Origin of the sequence: Pseudomonas extremaustralis (assembly GCF_900102035.1) — a bacterium.
Lineage (GTDB): Bacteria > Pseudomonadota > Gammaproteobacteria > Pseudomonadales > Pseudomonadaceae > Aquipseudomonas > Aquipseudomonas extremaustralis.
Window position 1 is genome coordinate 3557097 of sequence record NZ_LT629689.1, and the last position, 22050, is coordinate 3579146.

The 22050-nt window shown below is 59.1% G+C and carries 29 protein-coding genes and 1 tRNA gene; all 30 read right to left on the bottom strand.

Annotated features, from left to right (window positions below; translation table 11 throughout):
- Positions 1–112: 112 nt before the first annotated feature.
- Positions 113–3745: a host specificity protein J gene (locus BLR63_RS16400; protein WP_010564205.1), complete on the bottom strand. Its 3633-nt coding sequence runs from the start codon at positions 3743–3745 to the stop codon at positions 113–115.
- 53 nt (positions 3746–3798) lie between these two features.
- Positions 3799–4386, bottom strand: coding sequence for a tail assembly protein (locus tag BLR63_RS16405; RefSeq protein ID WP_010564204.1), 588 nt, complete (start codon positions 4384–4386; stop codon positions 3799–3801).
- Positions 4383–5165 carry a C40 family peptidase gene (locus BLR63_RS16410; RefSeq protein WP_010564203.1) on the bottom strand — a complete coding sequence of 261 codons (783 nt, stop codon included), beginning with the start codon at positions 5163–5165 and terminating at the stop codon, positions 4383–4385. The genes BLR63_RS16405 and BLR63_RS16410 overlap by 4 nt, the downstream gene beginning before the upstream one ends.
- 2 nt (positions 5166–5167) lie before the next feature.
- Positions 5168–5872: a phage minor tail protein L gene (locus BLR63_RS16415; RefSeq protein WP_010564202.1), complete on the bottom strand. Its 705-nt coding sequence runs from the start codon at positions 5870–5872 to the stop codon at positions 5168–5170.
- A gap of 48 nt (positions 5873–5920) precedes the next feature.
- Positions 5921–6271, bottom strand: a complete 351-nt coding sequence (locus BLR63_RS16420; protein ID WP_010564201.1) for a phage tail protein — start codon at positions 6269–6271, stop codon at positions 5921–5923.
- Positions 6271–9708 carry a tape measure protein gene (locus tag BLR63_RS16425; RefSeq protein ID WP_010564200.1) on the bottom strand — a complete coding sequence of 1146 codons (3438 nt, stop codon included), beginning with the start codon at positions 9706–9708 and terminating at the stop codon, positions 6271–6273. The genes BLR63_RS16420 and BLR63_RS16425 overlap by 1 nt, the downstream gene beginning before the upstream one ends.
- Before the next feature lie 56 nt (positions 9709–9764).
- Positions 9765–10229 carry a hypothetical protein gene (locus tag BLR63_RS16430; protein WP_010564199.1) on the bottom strand — a complete coding sequence of 155 codons (465 nt, stop codon included), beginning with the start codon at positions 10227–10229 and terminating at the stop codon, positions 9765–9767.
- 49 nt (positions 10230–10278) lie between these two features.
- Positions 10279–10488, bottom strand: coding sequence for a hypothetical protein (locus BLR63_RS16435; RefSeq protein ID WP_010564198.1), 210 nt, complete (start codon positions 10486–10488; stop codon positions 10279–10281).
- A gap of 41 nt (positions 10489–10529) precedes the next feature.
- Complete coding sequence (locus BLR63_RS16440; RefSeq protein WP_010564197.1) at positions 10530–10859, bottom strand: hypothetical protein; 330 nt, start codon at positions 10857–10859, stop codon at positions 10530–10532.
- 39 nt (positions 10860–10898) lie between these two features.
- A complete protein-coding gene (locus tag BLR63_RS16445) occupies positions 10899–11396 on the bottom strand; it encodes a hypothetical protein (RefSeq protein WP_010564196.1) in 498 nt (165 codons plus the stop codon).
- Positions 11397–11451: 55 nt separating this feature from the next.
- On the bottom strand, positions 11452–11838 hold the full coding sequence (locus BLR63_RS16450; RefSeq protein WP_010564195.1) for a DUF3168 domain-containing protein: 387 nt from the start codon (positions 11836–11838) through the stop codon (positions 11452–11454).
- Entirely contained in the window at positions 11831–12334 is a 504-nt protein-coding gene (locus BLR63_RS16455; RefSeq protein WP_010564194.1) for an HK97-gp10 family putative phage morphogenesis protein, read from the bottom strand. Before BLR63_RS16455 ends, BLR63_RS16450 begins: the two co-directional genes overlap by 8 nt.
- Positions 12335–12337: 3 nt before the next feature.
- Complete coding sequence (locus tag BLR63_RS31525) at positions 12338–12508, bottom strand: hypothetical protein (protein ID WP_010564193.1); 171 nt, start codon at positions 12506–12508, stop codon at positions 12338–12340.
- Positions 12509–12517: 9 nt separating this feature from the next.
- Positions 12518–12850: a phage head closure protein gene (locus BLR63_RS16460; protein ID WP_042946600.1), complete on the bottom strand. Its 333-nt coding sequence runs from the start codon at positions 12848–12850 to the stop codon at positions 12518–12520.
- Positions 12850–13149 (bottom strand): head-tail connector protein, encoded by a 300-nt coding sequence (locus tag BLR63_RS16465; protein ID WP_010564191.1) that lies wholly within the window; start codon positions 13147–13149, stop codon positions 12850–12852. The genes BLR63_RS16460 and BLR63_RS16465 overlap by 1 nt, the downstream gene beginning before the upstream one ends.
- Positions 13150–13350, bottom strand: a complete 201-nt coding sequence (locus BLR63_RS16470; RefSeq protein WP_010564190.1) for a hypothetical protein — start codon at positions 13348–13350, stop codon at positions 13150–13152.
- A gap of 52 nt (positions 13351–13402) precedes the next feature.
- Positions 13403–14611: a phage major capsid protein gene (locus tag BLR63_RS16475; RefSeq protein WP_010564189.1), complete on the bottom strand. Its 1209-nt coding sequence runs from the start codon at positions 14609–14611 to the stop codon at positions 13403–13405.
- Complete coding sequence (locus BLR63_RS16480; protein WP_010564188.1) at positions 14608–15249, bottom strand: HK97 family phage prohead protease; 642 nt, start codon at positions 15247–15249, stop codon at positions 14608–14610. The genes BLR63_RS16475 and BLR63_RS16480 overlap by 4 nt, the downstream gene beginning before the upstream one ends.
- Positions 15236–16444: a phage portal protein gene (locus tag BLR63_RS16485; RefSeq protein WP_042946598.1), complete on the bottom strand. Its 1209-nt coding sequence runs from the start codon at positions 16442–16444 to the stop codon at positions 15236–15238. Before BLR63_RS16485 ends, BLR63_RS16480 begins: the two co-directional genes overlap by 14 nt.
- 7 nt (positions 16445–16451) lie before the next feature.
- A complete protein-coding gene (locus BLR63_RS16490) occupies positions 16452–17993 on the bottom strand; it encodes a terminase large subunit (protein ID WP_010564186.1) in 1542 nt (513 codons plus the stop codon).
- The gene (locus tag BLR63_RS16495; RefSeq protein WP_010564185.1) at positions 17993–18469 is read right to left on the bottom strand and encodes a hypothetical protein; all 477 of its coding nucleotides are present in this window, start codon (positions 18467–18469) and stop codon (positions 17993–17995) included. Before BLR63_RS16495 ends, BLR63_RS16490 begins: the two co-directional genes overlap by 1 nt.
- Positions 18470–18648: 179 nt before the next feature.
- Positions 18649–18963: an HNH endonuclease gene (locus BLR63_RS16500; protein WP_010564184.1), complete on the bottom strand. Its 315-nt coding sequence runs from the start codon at positions 18961–18963 to the stop codon at positions 18649–18651.
- Positions 18963–19124 (bottom strand): hypothetical protein, encoded by a 162-nt coding sequence (locus BLR63_RS31230; protein WP_156791906.1) that lies wholly within the window; start codon positions 19122–19124, stop codon positions 18963–18965. The genes BLR63_RS16500 and BLR63_RS31230 overlap by 1 nt, the downstream gene beginning before the upstream one ends.
- Positions 19124–19348, bottom strand: a complete 225-nt coding sequence (locus BLR63_RS16505; RefSeq protein ID WP_010564183.1) for a hypothetical protein — start codon at positions 19346–19348, stop codon at positions 19124–19126. Before BLR63_RS16505 ends, BLR63_RS31230 begins: the two co-directional genes overlap by 1 nt.
- Before the next feature lie 2 nt (positions 19349–19350).
- Positions 19351–19527 (bottom strand): hypothetical protein, encoded by a 177-nt coding sequence (locus tag BLR63_RS31530; protein ID WP_162830758.1) that lies wholly within the window; start codon positions 19525–19527, stop codon positions 19351–19353.
- 54 nt (positions 19528–19581) lie between these two features.
- Complete coding sequence (locus BLR63_RS16515; protein ID WP_010564181.1) at positions 19582–19908, bottom strand: phage holin, lambda family; 327 nt, start codon at positions 19906–19908, stop codon at positions 19582–19584.
- A gap of 35 nt (positions 19909–19943) precedes the next feature.
- Positions 19944–20768: a hypothetical protein gene (locus BLR63_RS16520; RefSeq protein ID WP_010564180.1), complete on the bottom strand. Its 825-nt coding sequence runs from the start codon at positions 20766–20768 to the stop codon at positions 19944–19946.
- A gap of 220 nt (positions 20769–20988) precedes the next feature.
- Positions 20989–21063 (bottom strand) — tRNA-Tyr (locus tag BLR63_RS31235).
- Between the two features lie 255 nt (positions 21064–21318).
- Positions 21319–21702, bottom strand: a complete 384-nt coding sequence (locus BLR63_RS16525; RefSeq protein WP_010564179.1) for an antiterminator Q family protein — start codon at positions 21700–21702, stop codon at positions 21319–21321.
- Entirely contained in the window at positions 21699–21986 is a 288-nt protein-coding gene (locus BLR63_RS16530; protein WP_010564178.1) for a hypothetical protein, read from the bottom strand. Before BLR63_RS16530 ends, BLR63_RS16525 begins: the two co-directional genes overlap by 4 nt.
- Positions 21987–22050 lie beyond the last annotated feature (64 nt).

Genomic DNA, 22050 nt, shown 5'->3' on the forward strand with positions numbered 1-22050 from the left:
CCCGGACTTGGTTGACCTGATTGAACTACCGCTGAATATATAACCCTTACTGTAAAGGAGTTCTCATCCAACTCAAGGGAGCCGGTCGGCCCCCATATTCTCATTCCGAAGCTCATGCCGTCAGATCCCCGAGTTGCACTCGCTTGACATTGTTTTCGTCGTAGACCTTGATCGCCCGGTTGGTCATCGTCAGGCGCCCGCCACCAGGTGCCGGCCCGTTGAACTCCAGATTCCCCGCTTTATCAAGGCGCCATCCCTGTACACCGGCGACGTAGTTGTCCGATTCCAGCGCCTGCCCGATCTTGAGCATGGTGATACTGCCGTCCTGGATGAAGGTAGAGCGCATGAAGACCTGACCGTTATCCACCGTGAACGGCGTGAATGCCTGTCCGCCGGACAGCGTGCTGACGATGGAGAAGCGATCAGCGCTCACCAGGAACTGACTCTGAAGTACGCCCTCCTCATCCTGCTCAATACCCAGTCCAAACCCGGCAGCGACCAGCTGGCCGTCAGCATTCACCTGCATCTTCACGGAGTACATCGTGGAGAACTTGCCGTCGGTGTCGGCCTGGGCCTGGCTCACGACCTGGACGGCCGCAGAGGTTTCACCGATCTCAGCCCTGACCTGCTGGATGGCCTGCGAAGTAGCCTCTCGGTCGGTGACCACCACGCTTTCGAGTTCGCTCACCGAGCCGCTTACCTCGCCCACCTCGGCGGTGAGTTCGGTCTGCCGTTGCACCATGGCTGCGTTCTGCGAGGCCCGCGTCTTCACCTCCTGTGCGAAGCTCGCCGATGCGTTATAGCCCTGGAGTGCGTCAGCGAGATCGCCCTCTCCTGTATCGTCCCGGTACGCCGACTGCAACGCCTGGAGGCTCGACGCCTGGGCCATGACCGCACCGTCGAGCTCGGTGATGATGGTGGTGTTGATCTCAACCTGGCGCGCCAGTCCGTTGGCAGTGACAAGCACCTGGCCCACGTCCACCCAGTACGCAGCGTTCGGCGGCGAAGTATCGACCGGCACTAACTGCGTGGCCTGGTAGATCCGCTTGCCAACCACCACCAGGTCGCCTTCGAGGTAGACAGACTCAGGGTCGTAGGCCGACAGCCCATCAAGCGCATCAATCTGCGCCTGCAAGCCTGGGATCTTATCGATCTCGTCATTGATGTCCTGGCCCAGCTCCGTGCGGCCTATCTGTCCAGCGATCAGCTCCAACACCGGTGCCGCGTCGGCGCTGGCCTGGCCCATCACGCCATTGCCGTGCGGGTAGAACGGGCCAACGTTGCCGGTGCGGTCCACGAGACGCGCCCAGAAGAAGAACTGCGCTCCAGCCTTGAGGGCCTGCATACTGTAATCAGCCTGCGGATACGCCAGGTCGGCTAGCTTGGTCGCCGCCGCCAGGTCATTTGCCGGGCCATACCACAGCTCGGTGCGCTGGGTGTCTTCGGCGCCAGCAGGAAAGCCCCACTTGATGCCGATGCCGAACAGTTCGCTGGTGGTGGACAGGAACGCCACCGCCGGCGGCAGGCCGACCTTCCCTTCCAGGTTGGTCAGGGCTGAGGCCGTCGGAATCGAGGAAACGTTGAGCGCGCTGACCGCTCGCACCCTGGCCATATACTGCCCGGAGTAGATTCCGCGCACGTCCACCATCAGTTCGGCGGTGCGTGGCACGGTGATCCACTCCCTTGCACCCCACTTCCATTCAACGTCATAAGCAACAGCACCCGGTGCTGCGTCCCAGGCAATGGACATGACCGTCACAGCAATACCCTGCTCAATCACCACGTTCTGGCTGAGCATCACGCGAGCCGGCGCTTCCTGGCTGCCAGCGGGAATACCGGTGATCGGCCTAATGTCGACCACGGCGCCGTTGTCGATCGCGTCAAACTTGCTCGGGTCATGCTGGATAACTTCGAATTGGAACTGGTGCCACTCCGGGCGCGTCACGTTGCGGACGTAGAACTGCATCAGCTTCAGGTCTTCATAATCCAGAATCCACCCGGCTTCCGCCTGAGGCTGTTCGCTGAAATCAGCCATCAGCGTCACGTCTCGGCCAGAGACCGACTTGACCACGCGGCCCTCTGACTTTCCGCTTGGCAGGTTGACCATCAGCCGCGCGCCCACCGGTACTACGGTATCGCGGTCCAGCGTGACCACGCGGCCAGCCGCCGCCGATATCCTGCCGCCGTTGTTGCGTCCAACCAGCATGGGGTCGGCCACAGCGATCACTTGTCCAGGCTTGGGGATATCCCCGTCGAGCCCTACACGAAAGACGGCACCCTGGGTTTGCAGTTTTTCTGTGAGCGCCGCCCACTGCCCGGCGCGCTGGGCCTGGCCCAGGGATGTGCAGCCAATGGCGTCAATCGATGTTTCGCGCACAATCCCGCCAAGCTCGACCATGGCCTCATCGTCGAAGACCGGCTCCTTGTCCGTCTCGAAGCCCTGATCTGGATTGTCCCAGGACACCGTATAAAGGCTGTGCCGGTCGCGGGCGCGGGTGCCTTCGTACTTGATGGCTCCCGAGTTTAGGATCTGCGTTTGGTTGTAGGTGTAGACCGGATCACCCGGCATATCGGCGTTTACCACGATCTGGCTGCCGTCCCAGTAGGCCAAGCCGTGAAAGATTGAGGCTAGGTCCTGCAGCACTGCGTAGGCCTCGGCCTGCTTCTGGAAGTAAAGGTTGCAGGTGAACCGAGGCTCTTGCCCCCCTTTGCCGTCAGGAATCATCTGATCGCAGTACTGCGCAATGCGGTACAGCGCCCAGCGATCAATCATGGTCGCATCGATTCGGTCGCCCAGGCCGTAATAGGGATGAAGCACCAAGTCATAGAAAATGAATGCTGGGTTGTTGGTGTAGGCCTCCTTGAAGGTGCCGTCCCAAATCCCGTTACTTGTGCCGGTCCCTGCTGTGGCGTACGTACGAGTGGCTGCGTCGTAGTTGGCTGGGACACGGATGATGCGCCCGCGCATCAGCACGGCAATCTTGGCGATATCGCCACCAAAGGTCTGCGCGTCGTACTCAATGCATCCTACCGACGTCAGCGGATATTCCTGATCGCTGTCCACAACCTCGGCGATGGCCTTGACGATCATCTGATCAACTACCAGGTCGGAGTTGGCGTTCGGAGTCAGCCGGCGAACCCGGATGGTCCAGCGGCTACCGGCCGGCAACTCGATGCGGTGGGCACGCTCGTACTCGGTGACGTTTTTGCGGTCCACAGCAGAGGCCAGCACCTGCACGTACGGCCCATTGTCGGTGGAGATGTCCACCGCATAATCGATACGGACGCCACTGATGTTGCCCGAGGAATCCTGGCTGCGCAGAGCCGGCCAGCTGAGACGCAGACGAACAGCATCGATCACCGAGTTGGTGATGGTGTGAAGCCATGGCGTGCCGTAGACAAGTTCAGTCTTGACGTCGATTTCGTTGCTTGATTCGGCGATTCCCTCGAGGCGAGTTTGGTTCAACTCACCGGGACGGAACTGCCATTTCACCGTGGGATAGTTGATCGTGCCGTCGGGAGCCTGCACGGGGGTGCCGTTCAGCTTTACGGAGCGCAGCCCATCAACCGGACCAACAATGGGGCCCCAGCTCCAGAGGTAGGTGATTCGCGCGGTGGAGATCGATGGCACACTATTGGAGGCGATGCTCGGCTGCTTCTGCTTGGCCTGGCCGCCCTTTCCGCCAATTACGGCCCGGCGCTTACGAGGTGCTGCGCGGCACGCCTTCTTTGCTACTGCGCTCATGCGCCCTCCAGAATGCAAAAACCCGCCGAAGCGGGTTTGTTGTGGTAACTGAATCAGATGTTGTCTTGGGTGTAGATCCCGCCAGACTCGACTGCCCCGCCGATCTCGCGCTCGCCGTAAAGCAGTGGGTACGGGTTGCCCTGCGCAATAGTCGTCACCGCCCCACCGAAGCCGTAGCTGGGGTTGTTGCCGTCGTCGTTCTTGCCTTCAGCATTGGCTTTTGTTGTAGGGGATAGCATCTGCACTACACCACCTAAGCCAACAGCGGCACCCGCGGCGAGCAGCCCCATACCGAGCGTGGTCGTACTGCCACCAGAAACCAGGCCCGCGACAATCAACACCACACCTAGCAGGGTCTGAAACATGCCCGCCTGTTTGCTCCCCTGAATGATCGGCTGAATACGAATGTCACCTTCGGTACGCCCGACCAGCTCGAGCTCTTGCTCGCTAACGTTGCGCTCGTCGACGAACACCGCGAAGACCATGCCGCGCTCGTGCGCTGTTCGCATGAACTTCTCAAAGCCCGGCTTCATCGCGCACAGTGCCGCTGTGGCGTCGTGAATGCCGTACAGGTCGAGCCGGTACTCCCTGCCAAACTTCTTGCCCAGCACGCCGCCGAGCTTGATGGTACGCATGGTCATGGGCGGTAGTCCTTGTGCCGGAGGATCAATTTCACGCGGTTCGCCATCGACCAACCGTAGATTTCACGAACAGCCAGGCGGCCAGGCATGTGGTGGTAAATGAACGGGCCGGACCCGCCAAGTTTTGGCGCCGGCTCGCTGATGAGCGCCGGCTCATCGCCCAGATAGATCACGGCGTGATTAGGGAAATAGCACTCCCGGCCCGGCGTCGGAATCTGCAACACAAGCATGTCGCCGCGCCGGGCCTCGTTGACCTGATAGAAACCGGTAGCCGCGAAGTTGTCCTCGTAGAGGCTTGGGCCGTCTTTCTGCTCCCACCACAGGTCGGAGCGCTCGAAGTTTGGTAGCTGCAGGCCCGCCTCGCGCGCGTACCAGTCGCGGCACGCGGCCCAGCAGTCAAGCAGCCCATGGGAGAAGTCTCGACCCAACAGCGGTGCCTGGAAACCCGAAGGCTTGAACCACTCAAAGTCACCGCCGGGCCAGCCGACAATGCCCCAGGGCAATTCATGCAGCTCACAGCTGACGCGGTCGGCCATGCTTGGCGCCGGCGCCTTGTCGGGGTGGCTGTGGATGATCGCCAGCACCTCGCCCCGATCTTCCGCCCGGGCCATGTCCTTGTGATCGATCTGGAAGTGTTCACGCGGAGTGGTGGCCAGGTTTCCGCAGGGCACGTATTCACGGCCGGAGGCGGACTTGATCAGCACACCGCAGGCCTCAGCCGGGTAGGCGCGCTCAGCGTGCGCCCGGACCTCATCCTGTAGCTTTTGATTGATGCGCATCGTTACCTCGAGCTTGCTATCAGGCTTGCGCCCATGGACCCACCAAACCGGCGGGTGTTGCCCCGAAGCTTGCAGCTGCTCCACCAGCCTCCGCAGCGGTCAAGAGCAGGGTTGTCCGTTGGCTGGTTCTTCTTGTCGAACATCGCCGTGCCGGTGTAGGCGCAGGCCTCTTGCCGGTACCCACCGCGGCAGGCCCACCGGCAAAGCTTGGTGATCTGCTGGGAAGGCAACATCTGCCCTTCCATGTCGGTGGGGCTCGACAGCGAGAACGTGACCGAGATGCTCGGCAGCGCCTCGGTCTTCTGCTCGATAAACCAGAGATTCGTTTTCGACTGGTTGCTGGCTTCCGGATTGCCGTCGGGAAAGTTGGCGGCATCCAGGAAGTGGCGGAAGGTCTCGATCACCTTGACCCTAGCCCCGGCCAGGTCGCGGAACTGGAAGCACAGGGCTGTGATCGCCCCGCGCACGCCGCCTAGCTCATCATCCACCTGCAGCGTGGGTGTGGCTGGCCGCCCATCGCCGCGGATGTCGAAGCCCTTGGCCTCGATCTGGAGCGGTGAGTAAAGCTGTCCCTGCCAGATTATATCGCCTTCGTGAGCGTGGCCGTGGAAACGCCAGAGCAGGCCGCCAAGGCGCGTAGCGTCCAGCTCGTACAGCCTGATCTGGTTGCCCGGCTCAAGCTTTTGAATGTCGGTGTTGTAATTCATAGGGCCCCAGAAACAATAAACCCCGCACTTGGCGGGGCTTGGTGAGGGTTAAGGTCGGGGATTGAACACTTGTTTGACGGTGAAGGTGACGGTGTAGATCTCCTCGCCAAGGGCTTTTTTCTTGTAGCCGTTGGTGCGGTACCATCCTTCAGGCTCGCCCGGCGGTGCGTACCGGAAGGCCTTGTAGCCTTCGTGCCGATCCAGGAACGCCAAAAGCTCGGGCAATTCCTCGCCCGGCAGATTCTCGCCAGTGTGCACCAGGTTCCAGACCTGACTCTTGGTGTTAAGACCTATGCCGCCGGCCTGAACCATCCCGTCACCGAACTCATTCTCCCAAGTGCGCTGGCTGATATCGCCGTCGGTGCCCACCTCAACATCAAAGGTAAATGTCTCGGCCATCATCGCCTCCACAGCCGGCCACCCTGACGCATCTCCGCGTCCAGGAATTTGCCGAACTGCGTTTCCAGGCCGGCAGACACCGCCTGCCCTTGGCGCGCCGCATCCTGATCACTCATGCCGGGCTGAGCCTGTACGTTGATTGGTGCGTTGAACACGATTTGTGTAGGACCGCTCGGCGCAGAATCAGCGCCGCCGCCAATCATTGCCGCGCGCCCGTTGCCAAGTGACTCCAGGCTGCCCACGCCGATCTGGGCTTGTGGCTGTGCGCCACTCAGGCTGTTGTCGATCCTGGACAGCATTGCATCAAGCTTCGCGCTGGTTTGAGCAGTAGTTACACGCTCGCCCTTTTGCAGAAACCAACTGCCATCTTCGGGAACCGAATCGATACCGTCGTGCGCCATACCCGCCAGCGCGGTCATGCCCACCGCCGATGCCAGGGGGCCGGTGACGGTAAGCGCCGCCGCCATTGCCGCCGGCGCGGCTGCTGGACCAATGATCGGAATTGCCGCAGTCGAGGCGTAAGCGTTCAGGCCAGCCTGCAAGGACATAGCCTGAGCATTGGCACCCAACGTAGTGGCGGCGCCAGCCTGAGTTGTTTTGCCCACCAGCAACTGCACGCCCTGGTAGATCAGCCACTGCGCCGCCATATCACCCAAAGCCTTGAGCATCGACTTGGCGAAGTTGCCAACCATATCGCCCAATGCGTCACCGGCACTCTCTGCGCCACTGGCAACATCCGAAAAGAATGTGCCAAGCCCGCCAGTGGCCTCGCTCAATGCGGTATTGGTGATATCCGTAGCCTGGGCCGAATAGTCCCGCGCCGCGTCTGCGTAATTGGCCCAGGCCTCGTTGACGCCATTCATCCAGTTGGCTTGCTGCTCATCCGTCGCAGCGTAGAAATTCTCCTGCGCCAGCAGACGCTTGTTCAGCTCATCCTGCAGGACCTGGGTCTCATTGGCATAAAGCTCAGGCGTGATCTGCCCGGTGTTGCGCTGCTCATTGAGGCTCGCAACGTCAGCCGCGTACTTCTGCCGCATAGCCAGATCAGCGCGCATCCGGTCCCGGGCCTTGTCGCCCATACCGACGCCAGCCAACTCCTGGTCGAAGCCATCCTTCGTGGTTTGGGTAGTCAGGGCTTGGGCATTCTTGAACGCCGTGAGCTTCAGGTCGTCCTCGTTGGCCTTCTTCAGCTTGTTCAGCGCATCCAGCTCAGCGGCCATGCCCTGGAGTTTTTTCTTTTGCGCCTCGCTCAGCTTGCCGAGCTTGCCCTCCTGGAGTTCGAAGGACAGCTTCATCACCTCCGTGGCTTCGTTCTGCTTGTTGCCGGTGGTGTTGATAAGCTCGATCTGGCGCTTGTAGCCTTCCTCGGCAGTAGCAAAGTCCTTTACCTGCTTCTTTGCTGCCGATTCAGTAGCGCTGGCGTTCTTCTGCTTGGCCTTCGTCGCGGCGTCGTCCGCTGCCTTTTGCTCATCAATAGCTTTAGCTCGGGCGCGAATAGACGCTGCGACAGCACTTTGAGTGTCGATATTCTCTTTAAGAATTACACGCTCCGCTGCCTCAGCGGCCGTCTTGTCCTGCAGGGTTCCAAGCTGCTTATCTAGCTGTTCAAGGTATTTTTCACCGGCAGCCGTCGCGGCGGCAGCAGCGGCTGCATTCTTGCCAAGCCCATCTGCGGACTTGTTGTTCTCGGCAGAGAATGCAGAAAGTGCAGCCTGGTTAGCGGTAAGCGTTGCCGTGAGTTTCTCGACATCACCAGCGCTCTCCTCAATCCCTTGCGCCATGGATTCAGAGACAACAGCGGGGAAGGCGCGAACCTTGTTCGCAACAGCAGCCCAGTCAACTGCGACGCCGCTGGCCGAATCCTTGGATGCCTTCTTGACGATATCTAGTGCAGCTTGAGCATCCTTCGACAGGCTGACGAAACCTGCGGCAAGGCCCCCGTCCTGACCGGCAGCGCCAGCATCGCGAAGGCTGTTTTCGAATTTATCCGCAATCGCGCCAGAAGTTTCTTCGACCTTGCGCTGAGTCTTATCGATTTCAGAGCGCAGTTCACGCAGTGTGACAGCCTGAGTCGCCCTCCCAAGTTCGTTAAATTTCTTGATCAAAACGTCAAGAGGCGCTGATAGGTCCCCCAGCTTTTTCTCAAGAAATCCGGTGTTGTCGCGAAGAGTTAGAAACGCAGTGGCCGCACCGATTGCCAGCATTGCAATGCCGGCCGGCCCTCCGAGGACACCCAGTAGAGTTGTCGACGCGCTTCTCACACCCGCTTGAGCGATGGCGACGGCATTAGTTGCGCGGGCCTCGACCGTCCTGGCTTCGGCCAGTTGCAGAGACATCTGCGTTTGAACCGCAGTACCCCGGGCGGCGAGTGCTTCTTTCTCTGCCAGAAAAACGGTGGTTTGTGCCTTCTGCTGTTCGGCTTGAGCGACGAGCAACACAGATGCGGCCTGGGCTTTGCGCGCGGCAGCGTCCTGAATCGCCGATTTAACTGCAACGGCCGCATTTCCTGCGGCGGCGCGACCGTACCCGGCAAGCGCCCCGATTGCGGCGAGAATCGCGACATCTGCGAGCGTTTCAAAGTTATCGCCAACAACCCCGATGCCGCTCGCCAGAATGCCTGTAGCGTCTGTAGTTTCGTTCAGTTTTCCGACGTAAGTAGTGAATGCGTTTTGTAGGTTTTGCACTGCGTCTCGTACCGCTACACTCATTCCATCAGCAAGAACGCCGTTGGCATCGGCGGACTTTTGCAACCCCTCAGTCAGGATATCCAGGCTGAGCTTCCCTTGCGCGCCGAGGCTCCGGATTTCTTCAGCTGTTTTGCCAGTCGATTTGGCAATCGTATCTACTACCGTGGGCATCGCCGCGAGAATTGACTGCCAGCCGTCAGCCTCAACCTTGCCGGTCTGAAGCGCCTTCGAATAGGCATCGATTGCTGAACTGGCTTTATCTGCCGACGCCGAGTTGGTCACTAACAGAAAGCTGAAACTATCCATTACATCCAGCGCCTGGCTGGTGTTGTAGCCCATCGACTTCAGGCTGTCTGAAGTTCGGATGTAAAGCTCTTGCGCCTCAGCCAGAGGACGGTAGGTGCGCTTGGCAGTGTCCAGCAGTCGCTGCTGAACCAGCTCATACTCGCCAACACTGCTAGTCGCCATGCCGATACGATCGGACATTTGGCCGTAAGAGTCAGCCGCCTCAATTATCTTGCCAATACCAGCTGCGCCGATTGCCGTCGCCAATGCAGTCTTGATCAAGCCGGAAGCGTGCTGGGCTCGCTCGCCTGTCCGGTCAAAAGCATCATCAATCCGACCTAAACTCTTATCGATCTTGGTGGATGCCTGGCCGACGCTGGAGTCTGCGCGAGCCATCTCTTGGCGCAACTGGGCAGTTGTTGCTTCGATTCGAACCAACATACCCTGGACATCAGTATCGGCCATGCCATTCTCCAAAAACAAAAAACCCGCCGAAGCGGGTTCTTAGAAAACAAAAAATATTACTGAATATTTAGCTCAGTCGCGCGCCACATTTTCGAAGCCCTGTCATACGACATTTTGACGGTGTATCGACTTCTGATCGCTGCACCGAAAGCATTCTGAGCATCAACATATGCTGATACGCCGAAAGAGCAGTCCGGTATCACGTCTACCATCACGCCTCGGTCGGTTATGTACGGGAATTCAGCAGTGCTTGGAGCTTTCAGCCTTTGCTTTACGAAATTCTGAGACATGACAAAAGCCATTGTTGTGTTATTGCAATCCTTCTCGGCCTGCTCCCTGTCCCGGTCAGGGCTTGAACTCCAGTTAAAGTACCAACCCCAAACCATTGCAGCAGCGATAGCACCTGCTACCAGCGTAATTCTAATGTTTGTTTCAGAACCTCTTTTGGCAGCCATCGCAGTACAAACAATAAAAACGACAAATACTATCGCGCCGGTCAACAGCACCATTAGAAAGGCCATAGCCAACTTCCATATTGGGGATTAATTGGCGATTGTACACGCCACCAGATCACGTAGCCTGCCTCCCTGTGAGCGCCTGCCGCAGCTTATCGGCCACAGTCGACGCTGATGGCTTGTCAGCCTTGGCTTTCGCCTTTCCGCCACCAAAGGGGTTGGTCATCTGCGCCCATTCGATCTTGGCATCCATGGCCAGAAACAGTTCGGGCATCGGCGTGGACCAGGCCAGGTCAGGCGGCCAGCCCAGCCAGCCGGTGGCCACTGCGTAGAGCCGGTCGACGTAGCTGCCGTTCTCGACAGCACTTACGCCGCCGCCGGCTTTTCCTTTCCCGCATCAGGGCCCTTCGGGTTGTACAGCGCGACCAGATAGCCGTTGAGCTGCACGGACACGTCCAGCACGCCAGTCTGCCAAACCTGCTCAGCGACAGCCTCGGCAGCCTTGCCTTTCAAGCCAGCACCGCCCGCGATGATCACGGCGCAACCGTCGATGCTCAGCGCATTGACGGCCTGTGATGCCCCGCGCAGGCCGCCGAAGTGCGCCTCGATGGCGCGCACCGCGCCGAGGGTCGGCGTGAGGGTGTAGGTCTCGTCGCCCAGCTTGATTTCGACGGTACCGTAAAGGGTCTTGCTCATATCGAGAATCCTTGAGTTTCGGGGCCGAAGCCCCGCAGGTTAGGCGGCGGCAGCCGGGAGAATTTCCAGGATGTCTGAGTTGATGCCGATCGTGACGTTGCGGCGAACCACGTTGTCAGCAGCGCCGGCGGCGACGGTGTTGTTCATCACCTTGCCACGCAGGTAGAAGGTGGTCGGCAGCAGCGCCGGGGTGGCATCAGGATCGCCATCGTTCAGGGTGATCTTGATGTTGTAGTCGCCCTTGCTGCGATCCTTGTGAGCGATCTTCAGCTTGGCCTGGCCCAGGTCGCCGTTGTCCAGGCCGACGGCCAGGGTCAGGTCGCCGGCATCAGCGGTGCCCTTGTACTTGCGCACGCGACCATCGCGCAGCGAAGTGAAGGTCACCGAACTGAAGGTGTCGCCGAACTCGCCCAGGTCTTCCACTTCGCCGATCTCGACGTAGGTGTCTGCTTTGTAGAGCGCTTCAGTGTCCGCGCCGTTCTTGCTGCCGATGCTGATCCGGCAGCCGGCGGCTGTATTGAGGTTGTCGTCGGCCATGGGGGTTCCTCCAAAGGCTCATTGGATAAAGCCGCGGTGCGGCCGGTTTTTGGGTTTAGTGTGTGGTGATAACGCGGACCGTGATTGATCCATGGTACGTGACGCCGTCAGCATCGCGCTGTGCGTCGGCTTGCTCGACCCGGACCGAAACTGCCCGGCCAACTTCCAACGGCAACCGGCGCTCGTCCAGGGCAGCCATAACCTCGCCGATGATGCGTTTCACCTCGGCCTGGCCGTGAGCGTCCGACCAAACCGACAGGTAAATCAGGCGCTGCTCGCGCTTCCTGCCGGCGATGGGTGTGATGTTGGTGGATATCTCCCTATCAATCGAAACATAGGGCATATCCGTGTCCATGGGCGCGCCGTCGCAGATCGGGCAAGACACCTCGGCCTCCAGCCTGGCGAACAGCGCCTCCTGCAGCGCAACAGACGGATCAGCCATTTGAAAGCCCCTTGCTTGCCTTGCTCAAGGTCCGGCCAATGGCAGCGCGGATATTTGCGATCACATACTCGCGATTGACGTCTTTCGCCGGCCTGAGCCATGGATGTGCCGGACGCGCTGGGATGTCCGGGTACTTGCCGTAGAAGGTGGCTCCGTCAGATTTGTTCTTAGTGCTACGAGATCGCCCACCTGAACGCTTATTTCCCGTGTAGCCCTTGGTTCCGTACTCTACGAACTTCAGGTAGAAGAACCGGTCGCCATCCCTTTTCCCGCGGATGCCAATCTGGGCATCCAGACCGCTCTTGGAAACAAATACCTTCAGAGCAGCAGCAGCCGCGCCCGTGTCCTTCGGGATCAGACTCTTCATCGTGGAAAGAATGCGCTCCGCACTGTCGCGCATCACCGGTGCCAACTCGTTATCCATGGATTGGTGGATGTTCCGCAGGGTGCGGCGCAACTTGAAGTCACCGGACATCCTGGAGCGGCGGGCAGCCATGGCCTACTCCTTGGTCTTGGCCGGTTTATCAGTGGCCGGCGCTGTTTCGGGCGCCAGCTCAACCAAGCCACGCGCGACAAGATCGGCGCCGAGCTTGGCGTCGACCACAAAATCCTCACCCTTTTCCCGGTCGCCAGTAGCGCCGGACAGGGTTCCCAGGGCAATAACTCTCATGATTCACCTTTAAGGGTTGGGTACGTTTGAACACAGCAATCGAAGCATGTCGCGCTCGTTGTTGGGCAGCGCCGCACCGATCAGGTAAGTGGTGGTGATTCCCTTCGCCGTATGTACGATGCGATTGCCGGCGACAGCATTGGCCCGGGGGCGGATGCGGATTTCGGCAGTGATCACGACCTTAAGCTGCTCAGCCACTGGGGCGATGCGACCTGTCGGCATGGTGATCTCCGCCCACAACTTGCCGACTTCGGACCAGGTGACATCTTGTCCACCTGATTTGTTCTTGGTCAGCACCGGCTTGTACATCGTGCAGTGGTGACGCATTGGGCCGGCTCTCATCAGAAACGCTTCCTTGGCCAGAGAAGTCGGTCAACGGCCAGAGGAACAGCCGATGAGATAGTGCCGATCACCACGGCCTCGCGATTGGCGTACCAGTGGCCAACGAGTAGAAGCACTGCCTGCTCAACGTCAGGGGTGAACCCCATCTGCTCTGGCCCGACCGGCGTTCCTTCGACCAGCTCCCGGTCACAGTGCATGGCAACGTGCGATTTGGCGGCGTCTAGGTAGCCAGTGATAAGCATGTCTTCCTCGTCGCCGTCCACCTTCAGGTGAAGCTTCACGCGCGCCAGGTCGATCATTTACTTGGTCTCGTTGGGCTTGGACTGCTTATTGGCTTTAGGAGCGGCACCGTCATCAAGCGCGGCAAGCCCCTTACCGATCAAGCGATGGCCGTACTCTTCGTCGTCCAGTTCAATGATCTCACCTGCGGATACTCGGCCGTTGTTCACTTTGACCTTGTCAGGATCGCCTTCGAAGCCCCACAGAACTTTGATTTTCATAACCTTCTCCACAAAAAAGGGGCCGCCAGGCCCCAGGATCAACTCGACACAATCAAGCTTGAGGCTTGAAGCGGCCCTTCACGAACGCGTAAGGGCGGCGCACGGCCAGACCCAAGCGTTCCTCGACCAAGATGGCACGCTTGTTCTTGATGAAGTCGTCGTTGATCATGCCGACCTTGATGGTGAACGCCATACGGTCATAGATCCGCGCGCCTTGGGCGAAAGAACCCGTCAGGAACTCGCCGCCGGTGGTGGAGCCATCGCCTTCGTCCATGCTATCGGAGGCCACAACCGGCCGCCCCCACAGGATCGGGGTAACCAGGCCCTGCAGGTTGGCGAACAGATAGCGGTTCTGGGCGTCCTTTTCCAACTCGATGTTCATCCAGTCCAGATCAGTCATCACCACGGCATCAGCCGAACGCTTCGATTGCTTGCCAACCTGATAAAGGGCGCGGCGGACAGTGTCGATAGCCGTATCATTCGCCTTGCTCAGCGCCGCGTTGAACGCTGTCGCCTGAGTCATGATGCCATTCATGTTCTTGCCGATACCGTCGCCCTTGAGGATTTGGCCTTCCTTCTTCAGCTTCAGGTCGTAGCGCAGCAGCTCCTGAATGTAGCTGTAGAGCTGCGGCACGTCGTCCAGTGCCTCGTCGGTTACCGGCATCCAAACAGCGATCTTCTTGATGGTGTCGGTGGCTTCTTCGAAAGTCACGTCGCTGGAAGGCTTCGCCTCACCTTCACCGACCATGCCTGCGCCCAGGGTGTGGAGCAGTTCCTTGAAGTAAGTGAAGGAGGTTCCGGTGACCGGCGTCGAAGGGATCAAGTCTTGAATCACCAGGTTCTGCCGTGGCTTGTCCTGAATGACTGGATCGTACTGAGGCGCTACCAGGCCGGCGCTGGTCACCTTGACCTCGGACATGGTCGCCATCGCCGACTTGGTAACTTCGATTTCGGCGCGGTCCTGCTTCTTGTCGAGCAGCGCTTTGTAATCGTCGTTGCCTTTGACGAAGTCGATGAAGCCCTTCTGCTCGCCACCCGGGGAACGCAGACGAACACCCTTTTCTTCGAGCTTCTGCACCTGCTCGATGACGCGCTCGATCTCACCCTTTTGGTTTTCGATCTGAGACTTGATGTCCTTGGTTGCAGCGTTGCCCTTTTCGAGCTCCGCCGAGACATGGTCATATTTTTGTTGCAGCCCACCGAAGCCCTCGGAGAGTTGTTTTTCCAGGGCTTCGCGAATTTCTTTAACATCAGCGGTCATGGCTGAACTCCAAATTGGTTTTTGAACAGGTTGGATATTTCTTTCAGCTCATCCACGATCGCCGTGGCCGCCGTCCCACCATCACGGTGTACGGCGGAATAGCCGAGCGAGGCGACTGCTGCCGCCTCCTTTTGCGAGAGCCCCATGCGTTCGCGCAGGGCTGCTTCAAAAAGTCTGATATCCGACTTCACGTCGGTGACCTTTGCCTCTGGATTCATACCAAAGGGCACGATCGAGGCTTCCCACAGCTCGGCGGCGCTGATCAGTCGCACAGTGCGACCATCGCGCTCTTCGAACGTGGCTTTGATGGTGTTGAAGCCGATGGACATACTGTCCAGCGTCTCTTCTTTCATGAGCTCGTATGCGTCGCGCGCATAGCTCACGGCCAGGTTGATCTTGCCTTTGAGGTAAAGGCCATGATCGTCTTGAGTGAACGCTGCAGAGCCGACAAGTCGGGTCAGATCATGGAACAGCGCCAGCTTCAGGCGCCCCCCGCGAGTCGTCTTCACCTTCGTGAATGCGCCTGGCAGAATCACGTCGTCACCCAGATCGATGTTATTGAACACCGCGGCATAGCCTTCGAAGTTGCCCGCGTCGTCCATCCCTTTCAGCTCAAACGGGACTTCAATCTTTGACATTTGTTTGCATCTCCCACCGGGTGACCCGGTCGTATTCTTCGCCAACCAGAGGAGGAAGGTTTTCTTTGCGTCGAACTTCGTTGATGGTCATCCAGCCAGAGCCACCTGAACCGCCCAAGGCGCTGCCGTAGTAGGTGGCGCGACCAGCGCTGTCGGCGCGCAGAATGCCTTCCACCACAAACTCGACGAACTGAGTCGTACCGCCAAAGAGCTTGTCGTTGATCTCGTCCTCGATCGCCTTGATGTAGGGACTGAGGCCGAAGGTGATGAAGCCGCTGGTTTGCTGCTCCAGGTTGGAACCCATGATCGAGGTCTTTCCGGCGCGGTTGGCCAGGTACAGCGGCACGCCCCAGATACCCGCGAGGGCTTCTTCCTGGAACTGCTGGGATTCAATGAACTGGCTGTCTTTCTGCGTCATGCCGGCAGGGACAATCTTCGGGCCACCCTGAAGCAGTCCCATCTTCCCGATGTCCTCAACGTCACCGTCGCGGATCTTCGGGAATTTTTCGAGCACCTGCGCCTGCTGCTCCGCAGTTAAGAAGTTGTCATAGATGACATACCCGCCGGTGAACCCGCCTTTACGCATGAACCGCGAGGACCAACTCTGAGCCGCCTTGGCCAGGCCCATCGCTTCCTTCTGAAACTCGACCGGAGACAAACCGTTGATTCCGTCGGCGCTGAATATTTTGAAGTGCAACATGAACTCGGGAGATACCGGGAATCGCTGACCTTTCAAGGTCACCCAGTAAATCAGGTCATCGTCTGTGTTCACCTCGACACAGTCAGCGCTCAGAGGGATAAAACCGATGAACTCCCCTGCGTCGTTACGCTCGATCAGCGCGAAAGCATTCCCGCGTAACGCCATGTTGACGATGATCGCTTTGATGAAATTGAGCATCGTCATGTACGGGTTTGGCTTGGCCAGTAAGCGCGCCGCACGGCTGTTACCTTTGGCAAGTGCTCGACCTGCCGGGAGATCGTCGTAAAGCTTCAAGGGAAGCCCAGATACAGTCTCACTCAGTATCTTTACGCAGGACCAGACAATGGGAATCGCCATTGCCTTCTTGGGTGTAACAACTTCACCCGAGCGCGTCTTGCCGCCGATCTCGTTATTGACCTCGATGTACTGGCCTGTTTTGGGATCGTTGAAGCCGAAGAAACTCCAGCTCATCGGGTTGTACCAGCGAGAAGCCATAGTGAGCCTATAGAAGTCCGGAGAATCCGTTTTTGAGATAGTGGTCGATGTCGCCCTTGACCTCTTCGGGAGCGCCAAGAGTTGCGCCGAACGCCATTGCCAAGGCAGACATCCCATCGATGCGGCCGGTGGCTTTGTCCTTTGCAAACTTGCGGTTACCCGCCGGGTCTTTCTGGATCACCGCATTTGATGCGCACATGGTCAGCACCGGGTGCATACCGTGGCTTAGCCTTCCGTTGAGCAGCTCCGACTCCAACGCATCGATGGCCGGGGTCATGTCCTTGTAGCCTTGGCCGTACTCGACCAGAGGCAGCGTTACGCCCTGAGCCTCGGCGTCCCGCTTGAAGAGGTCGATCCGATATCGGTCGAACGCAATAGCCTGGATGTCGCCACCGAGCTCGGCAAGAATTCGAGCAATGTCAGCAGCAACATAGGCGTAGTCCACGGTCGCCCCTGGAGTGGTCAGTAGCAGGCCTTCGCGTGCCCACACCTCGTATGCCTCTCGGTCACGCTTGGCGCGCTCGGCGAGGCCCTGTTCAGGCGTCCAGAAGAACGGCCATACGTTCCAATTACCGTCGCGCTTGCCGATGACGACGAAGGCCGTGAGGTCAGTCCTGAACGAGAGGTCAAGGCCGCCGTACAGGTCCATGCCATCCGGGCTATCCGGATCATCGCCGCAGCTGACCCAAACACCTTTCGAGACGAAGACGGAAACTGTCGACACCCGCTGATTCAGGCAGAGGTTTCGGAACGTGTTCTCCGACGCTGGCATCCGATTAGCGCGCTCGGCCTGCTTCTCCAGGTCTGCCAGCGACCGGAATGATCCAAGCGCCGGGTTTGCAGCCTTCCATCCAGTAGGGTCAGTGACCTTGCAGTCCTTCGGCGCCTGGTAAACATGGCTGACGATGTGCGGGTCTTGAGACTTCTCCGCGTCGTCGAGCCAGATGCTGAAAAGGTCACTGTCCTGTGCGGCCTGAGTACTGATCGCAATCAGTAGCGGCGCAGCGTGAGCACCCTGAGCCGTGGTGATCGCGTCAATGAAATCGCTTTGCGGGCCGCGCACCTGACCAATCTCATCGAGGATGGCCAGGATCGGAGACAGCCCGTGTGCGGTTTTCCCTTCGGCGGAAAGCGCGCGGTACTCAACGTTCAACGGCGTGCCAATCAACGTCTTGCTGCTCGGCACGATGTGGATCAACGATTGCAGCTCAGGGTTGAGCTGGATCATCTTCACCGCCAGCTTGAACACCAGGCCGGCCTGCTCTCGACTCATGGCGCCGGAAACGATCTGTGAATTCTGCACCGCCTCCGGCCCGACAATATGTGCCAGCAGGATGCCGGCGATTAATCCTGTCTTGCCATTCTTCCGAGCGATGCTGAGGTAGGCGGTGCTGGTTCCTGCCGGGTTGTCGTATACCGCGAGGATGAAGTCCTTCTGGAACTGGTCCAGCACCAGAGCCTTGCCGACGTGCTGCCCCTCTGGCACGCGGCAATATTTCTCGATGAATGCGATGACCTTCTCGCCGCGCGTTCTGCGCCGGGCAGCCATCAGTGCATCGCTCTGGGAATCAGGTCATCGTCATCCTGGTTCGCCAGGACCTTCTCGGCGGCGCGTTGCTTGGTTGCCTTCTTGCCCTGGTCGCGGGATTCGCCCTGGGTCGCCTGGGCGTGTACCTGCAGCGTGCGGCTCAAGGCCACGGCGCGGCGGCTCAATGTCTCCAGCAGGTTGTGCTTCGGGTTGATCACCTGGGTGCCGCGATCGTTGGTGAGCACGTCGCCCTCGACATCGATCTCCTTCTGGAGCCGCTCAATGTCGGAAAGGCATCGAGCGAGATTGCCCGCCAGGACCAGGTCGGAGTCTGTCCAGCTATCTCGCGTGCGCGCGCGCACAATGGATTCCCAAAATGGCTTGTCGGCTTTGCGGATGTTGACGAAACTTGGTGGCTTGATCGGACCGGCGGCAGCGGCCTGCATAGCAGCAACCGCCGATGTCGCGCTATCGGAGCGGGTGCGCTTGGCTGTCATAGGTTTTCTCAATACTTGCCGCGATGTGTTTTGGCGGCGTTTTCCGGGTTAGGAATGAAGAAGAGGGTCGAGGGCGGTCCTACTAGACGAGAATCGCTATATTTTGACCGCCCCCTGGGGCACTGACGTGCTTCAATCGGGGCTTTGACGTGCTTCACCGCCGATTTCAATAGATTCGGTCAATCGCGATTCCAGTGGTGGTTCGGGTCGACCGGTATGCCAGACACGTCATGACCAGGCAGGATGCCGGTCCTCTCCTGCCTCTGCTTGGCTCCGTCGTGACAGGGCTTGCAGAGGCTTTGCAGATTCGAAGCGTCGAAGAACAAATCCTCGTCACCCTTGTGCGGTTTGACGTGGTCGACAGTGTTAGCAGCCTCGACCGTACCTGGCGCACGACACAAGCGACAGGTAGGCTCGACCTGTAGTTGGTGCCATCTCAACCGATACCATCGCTTGGTCTTGTAGAGGTGGTGCCACGGTGATGTGCTCGCCATCACTCAACCTCGATGGTGAGGCCGTGACGCACGAGCCAGTCAATGAAACCTGGCGCGATCTCGTTTCGACCAGTGATCCAGTACCACGCCGCCGCACAGTTGAGCAGCGGCATCAACCACCAGCGCCGCGTGGCCTTCAGCTTCAGTTCGATTCGAGCCATCACCAACCTCCCGCCATCTTGGCACCTACCGCAACACCTGCAATGAACACCAGTACCACCAGCATTGAGCCAGTGGTTGGAATGATCGATGTCGGCGGCGGGCGACGCATGGGCGGTGGCGCTGGTGGGTCGGGCTTGTTGATGATGCAGCGAGCACACTTGCCGCAGGCTGTGCCGAGACGCCAATCACCGCGGCAAACCGGATTGCTGTAGCCAGGGTCCATGGTCACGCCTCCAGCGAAAGCTTGATTGAGCCCAAAATCACACCGAGCGCGGCAGCCTGGGACGACTTGGCCAACTCCACCACCAAGGCTTCGACCCGTGCGACCTCAGCCTGCTCTTCAGCTGGCATATCACTGACCATGCCTTTGATCTGGTAGTACTCGGCGCTTACTGTGCTCATGGTGCGGTCCTTGTTACGCGCCACGATTTGGCGCATTAGAAAACGTGGCGCGGATTACAGCGAGTCAGCCTTGCGACCAATAAACCTGTCTGAGTAGTCGCGCAGCTTCTCAACACCTACGAACCCAACCGCACCACCGGCGAAGGTAGCCATGCCCTGAGGTAGCCCCATCCACTCCAGTAGCGGCACCAGAGCCAGGGTAATCAGCCCGCACAGGGCACCCTCAAGGATCATCTGGCGACGAGTGCCGCCGCCATACACAACCCGCAGGATGGCAATGAGCACCGATAAGCCAGAGGCATAGAGTTGCGGCTGGTGCGCTGCAAGCCAGGCAAATGCAGCGGCCCACAAGTTAGGGTCTTTTTCGGGCATGGGAGCCATCTCAGTTCCTCCCCATCAGGGAGTTAGGGGGTTGATTAGCGTGAACGGTGAAGCAGGCCGCCGGGCATGAGTTCCTTGCGGATCACAGCCTTGACCTGGTCAGCGAGGTTCCAGCCCTGCAGGTCAATCTGCTCTTTCAGCTCATACCCAAGCTTGGTATCACCGATCTTTCCGGCGAGAGCGTCAAGCACCGCATTCACGCCTCCCGCCAGCTTCCGCTCGAATTCCGTCGGGTACTTGATCGCGAACTTTTCGGACGCTACTAGGAACTGCGATTTAAGCGACGCGCTCAAGGCCGCCTCAAGCGTTCCTGCTTGAGTGACGCTAGCGGCATCGATGAATGCCTGGTTGATGTAGGGCTTGCAGCCATCAAGCTTGAATGGCTGCTCTGGCTCTGGCTCGGGCTGGTCCAGATTGCCGAACCTGGCCCGCACAACACCATCGCAAACTATCGTAGTGCAACCGCCCGCGCTCACGATCCGCGCACCGGAAGCCTTAGCCTTCTCCAGGCGATCGGCCAGCTCTTCCTCGGTTTCGAGTCGGGAGTAGCTCAGGAACAGGCGAGAGTTGAACGAATCATCGCCGTAGCTCGCATCGAACTCTTCGAACTCGGCGGCGTGGCGATACTGCTCCGGAACCCGTTGCAGCTCGGCCTGCATGAACTGGAGTAGGTTGGCGGCATTCTTGGGCAAGTCGTACTTGCTCCAGCTGGCAACCTCTACCGACACCATCTGGCGCTCTGGCGCATTGGCCGTGATGCCGAGGGTGCAAGAGTTAATCTCGAACTCGCCCGTCTTCAGGTCGATCTTCAGGCCGGATTTGCCCGGCACGTAGTCATGGGATTGAAACGAACCGGACATTTGCTGTGCTCCAGATGCAGAAAAGGCCCGCCGATATGGCGAGCCTTGAAATAGGTGAGGATCTTTCTCCCCTGTCCGCCAACACCACCCCGCAAGCACAACTGAGGACTAGGGTGTGCTGACTGCCGGTGTTCTACCGTAACGCGTGACTTCCGGCTATACCGCGTCCAGGCCCTGCCCGAAGGCCCACCCTGGCTGTGGCTAACGCCCACATCAAAACTGGTGCTGCCTGATGGAATCGAACCACATAGCACTCGGCGCAGGATTTACAGTCCCGTGTGCGTCCCAGCGCACATTCAGTCAGCGAAAACTTGGCGGAAGGCGGAGGAGTCGAACCCCTACCGTTTCCAGCAGCTCCGGGTTCAAACCGGATTGCCCACCACTGAGCGCCACCTTCCAGGAACGAAAAAGCCCAGCGGGTTAGGCTGGGCTTGACGAAATTCGGTCATAAAAAAGCCCGACGCAATGGCCGGGCTTTGTTTGTTGTGTCGCGCTTGAAAAGCTGAACACGGTGCCATGAAAACAAGGCTATTCCGCGAGTGCAAGTTTTTTATGCGGCTTCGATAAATCGCTCCAATGAGCAATCAATCCAGCCGACGCCCGTCTTGATGATCTCCCTGGCCTTGGCCTCGCTCATGTCGTACTTGTTGCCAATCCGCTTGGCCGGCCACTTGGCTGCGTAGTACAGCCAAACGAAGTCGCCCATCTCAGGTGCGCGCTTGCACAGCCTGGCGACAGCACCATCAACCACGCTGGCCAACTCATCCGTGATGACATAGGACTTGCTGGTCGATGGGACCATGTCCCGCATGATCGCCCAGGATGGCGACACATAGCTCGGGACGCCCATGCCATCCATGCGCCAGAAGCCCCATTGCTCAAGCATGTACTCGGTATCCCCCAAAGGGAGGCGTGCTGGTTTTCTGGTATTCATGCGGCTTTCCTCGGATCTGGATCACTCAGGCCAAACAGGTCACGTAGCAACCGGTCGGCGGGCTTGTTCTTTGCATTCCCTTCGATCAGCCAGCGCTGCCCGAAGTCGTGGAAGCCGATCTGTGCGCGGTTGCCGTGCCAACTGGCGACCATATCCAGCAGGTACGCCAATGCGGTCGGGCCTCCCACCTTGACCTTGGCCAGCTCCTCGCCGGCGATTCTCAGAAAGCGCCGCTCCAGGTCACTCATGCTTTTGCGCGGCAATGCCGCTGTGACGTTACTCATTTGCGGCACTCCCGAGGCTTTTACAAACCTCCATAATCACAATTTGTGGATGCGGGGTGCAGGC

What these genes read in the sequence shown, in the direction of transcription:
- BLR63_RS31530 (WP_162830758.1), bottom strand. Translation starts at nt 19,527, where the DNA reads ATGAGCACAGTAAGCGCCGAGTACTACCAGATCAAAGGCATGGTCAGT.
- BLR63_RS16450 (WP_010564195.1), bottom strand. Translation starts at nt 11,838, where the DNA reads ATGGCTGATCCGTCTGTTGCGCTGCAGGAGGCGCTGTTCGCCAGGCTG.
- BLR63_RS16520 (WP_010564180.1), bottom strand. Translation starts at nt 20,768, where the DNA reads ATGTCCGGTTCGTTTCAATCCCATGACTACGTGCCGGGCAAATCCGGC.
- BLR63_RS16475 (WP_010564189.1), bottom strand. Translation starts at nt 14,611, where the DNA reads ATGACCGCTGATGTTAAAGAAATTCGCGAAGCCCTGGAAAAACAACTC.
- BLR63_RS16425 (WP_010564200.1), bottom strand. Translation starts at nt 9,708, where the DNA reads ATGGCCGATACTGATGTCCAGGGTATGTTGGTTCGAATCGAAGCAACA.
- BLR63_RS16505 (WP_010564183.1), bottom strand. Translation starts at nt 19,348, where the DNA reads ATGGACCCTGGCTACAGCAATCCGGTTTGCCGCGGTGATTGGCGTCTC.
- BLR63_RS16465 (WP_010564191.1), bottom strand. Translation starts at nt 13,149, where the DNA reads ATGATCGACCTGGCGCGCGTGAAGCTTCACCTGAAGGTGGACGGCGAC.
- BLR63_RS16400 (WP_010564205.1), bottom strand. Translation starts at nt 3,745, where the DNA reads ATGAGCGCAGTAGCAAAGAAGGCGTGCCGCGCAGCACCTCGTAAGCGC.
- BLR63_RS16430 (WP_010564199.1), bottom strand. Translation starts at nt 10,229, where the DNA reads ATGGCCTTTCTAATGGTGCTGTTGACCGGCGCGATAGTATTTGTCGTT.
- BLR63_RS16515 (WP_010564181.1), bottom strand. Translation starts at nt 19,908, where the DNA reads ATGGCTCCCATGCCCGAAAAAGACCCTAACTTGTGGGCCGCTGCATTT.
- BLR63_RS16480 (WP_010564188.1), bottom strand. Translation starts at nt 15,249, where the DNA reads ATGTCAAAGATTGAAGTCCCGTTTGAGCTGAAAGGGATGGACGACGCG.
- BLR63_RS16500 (WP_010564184.1), bottom strand. Translation starts at nt 18,963, where the DNA reads ATGGCGAGCACATCACCGTGGCACCACCTCTACAAGACCAAGCGATGG.
- BLR63_RS16460 (WP_042946600.1), bottom strand. Translation starts at nt 12,850, where the DNA reads ATGAGAGCCGGCCCAATGCGTCACCACTGCACGATGTACAAGCCGGTG.
- BLR63_RS16440 (WP_010564197.1), bottom strand. Translation starts at nt 10,859, where the DNA reads ATGAGCAAGACCCTTTACGGTACCGTCGAAATCAAGCTGGGCGACGAG.
- BLR63_RS16445 (WP_010564196.1), bottom strand. Translation starts at nt 11,396, where the DNA reads ATGGCCGACGACAACCTCAATACAGCCGCCGGCTGCCGGATCAGCATC.
- BLR63_RS31230 (WP_156791906.1), bottom strand. Translation starts at nt 19,124, where the DNA reads ATGGCTCGAATCGAACTGAAGCTGAAGGCCACGCGGCGCTGGTGGTTG.
- BLR63_RS16525 (WP_010564179.1), bottom strand. Translation starts at nt 21,702, where the DNA reads ATGAATACCAGAAAACCAGCACGCCTCCCTTTGGGGGATACCGAGTAC.
- BLR63_RS16415 (WP_010564202.1), bottom strand. Translation starts at nt 5,872, where the DNA reads ATGAATTACAACACCGACATTCAAAAGCTTGAGCCGGGCAACCAGATC.
- BLR63_RS16490 (WP_010564186.1), bottom strand. Translation starts at nt 17,993, where the DNA reads ATGGCTGCCCGGCGCAGAACGCGCGGCGAGAAGGTCATCGCATTCATC.
- BLR63_RS16420 (WP_010564201.1), bottom strand. Translation starts at nt 6,271, where the DNA reads ATGGCCGAGACATTTACCTTTGATGTTGAGGTGGGCACCGACGGCGAT.
- BLR63_RS16485 (WP_042946598.1), bottom strand. Translation starts at nt 16,444, where the DNA reads ATGGCTTCTCGCTGGTACAACCCGATGAGCTGGAGTTTCTTCGGCTTC.
- BLR63_RS16405 (WP_010564204.1), bottom strand. Translation starts at nt 4,386, where the DNA reads ATGACCATGCGTACCATCAAGCTCGGCGGCGTGCTGGGCAAGAAGTTT.
- BLR63_RS16495 (WP_010564185.1), bottom strand. Translation starts at nt 18,469, where the DNA reads ATGACAGCCAAGCGCACCCGCTCCGATAGCGCGACATCGGCGGTTGCT.
- BLR63_RS16530 (WP_010564178.1), bottom strand. Translation starts at nt 21,986, where the DNA reads ATGAGTAACGTCACAGCGGCATTGCCGCGCAAAAGCATGAGTGACCTG.
- BLR63_RS16410 (WP_010564203.1), bottom strand. Translation starts at nt 5,165, where the DNA reads ATGCGCATCAATCAAAAGCTACAGGATGAGGTCCGGGCGCACGCTGAG.
- BLR63_RS16470 (WP_010564190.1), bottom strand. Translation starts at nt 13,350, where the DNA reads ATGAAAATCAAAGTTCTGTGGGGCTTCGAAGGCGATCCTGACAAGGTC.
- BLR63_RS16455 (WP_010564194.1), bottom strand. Translation starts at nt 12,334, where the DNA reads ATGGCTGCCCGCCGCTCCAGGATGTCCGGTGACTTCAAGTTGCGCCGC.
- BLR63_RS31525 (WP_010564193.1), bottom strand. Translation starts at nt 12,508, where the DNA reads ATGAGAGTTATTGCCCTGGGAACCCTGTCCGGCGCTACTGGCGACCGG.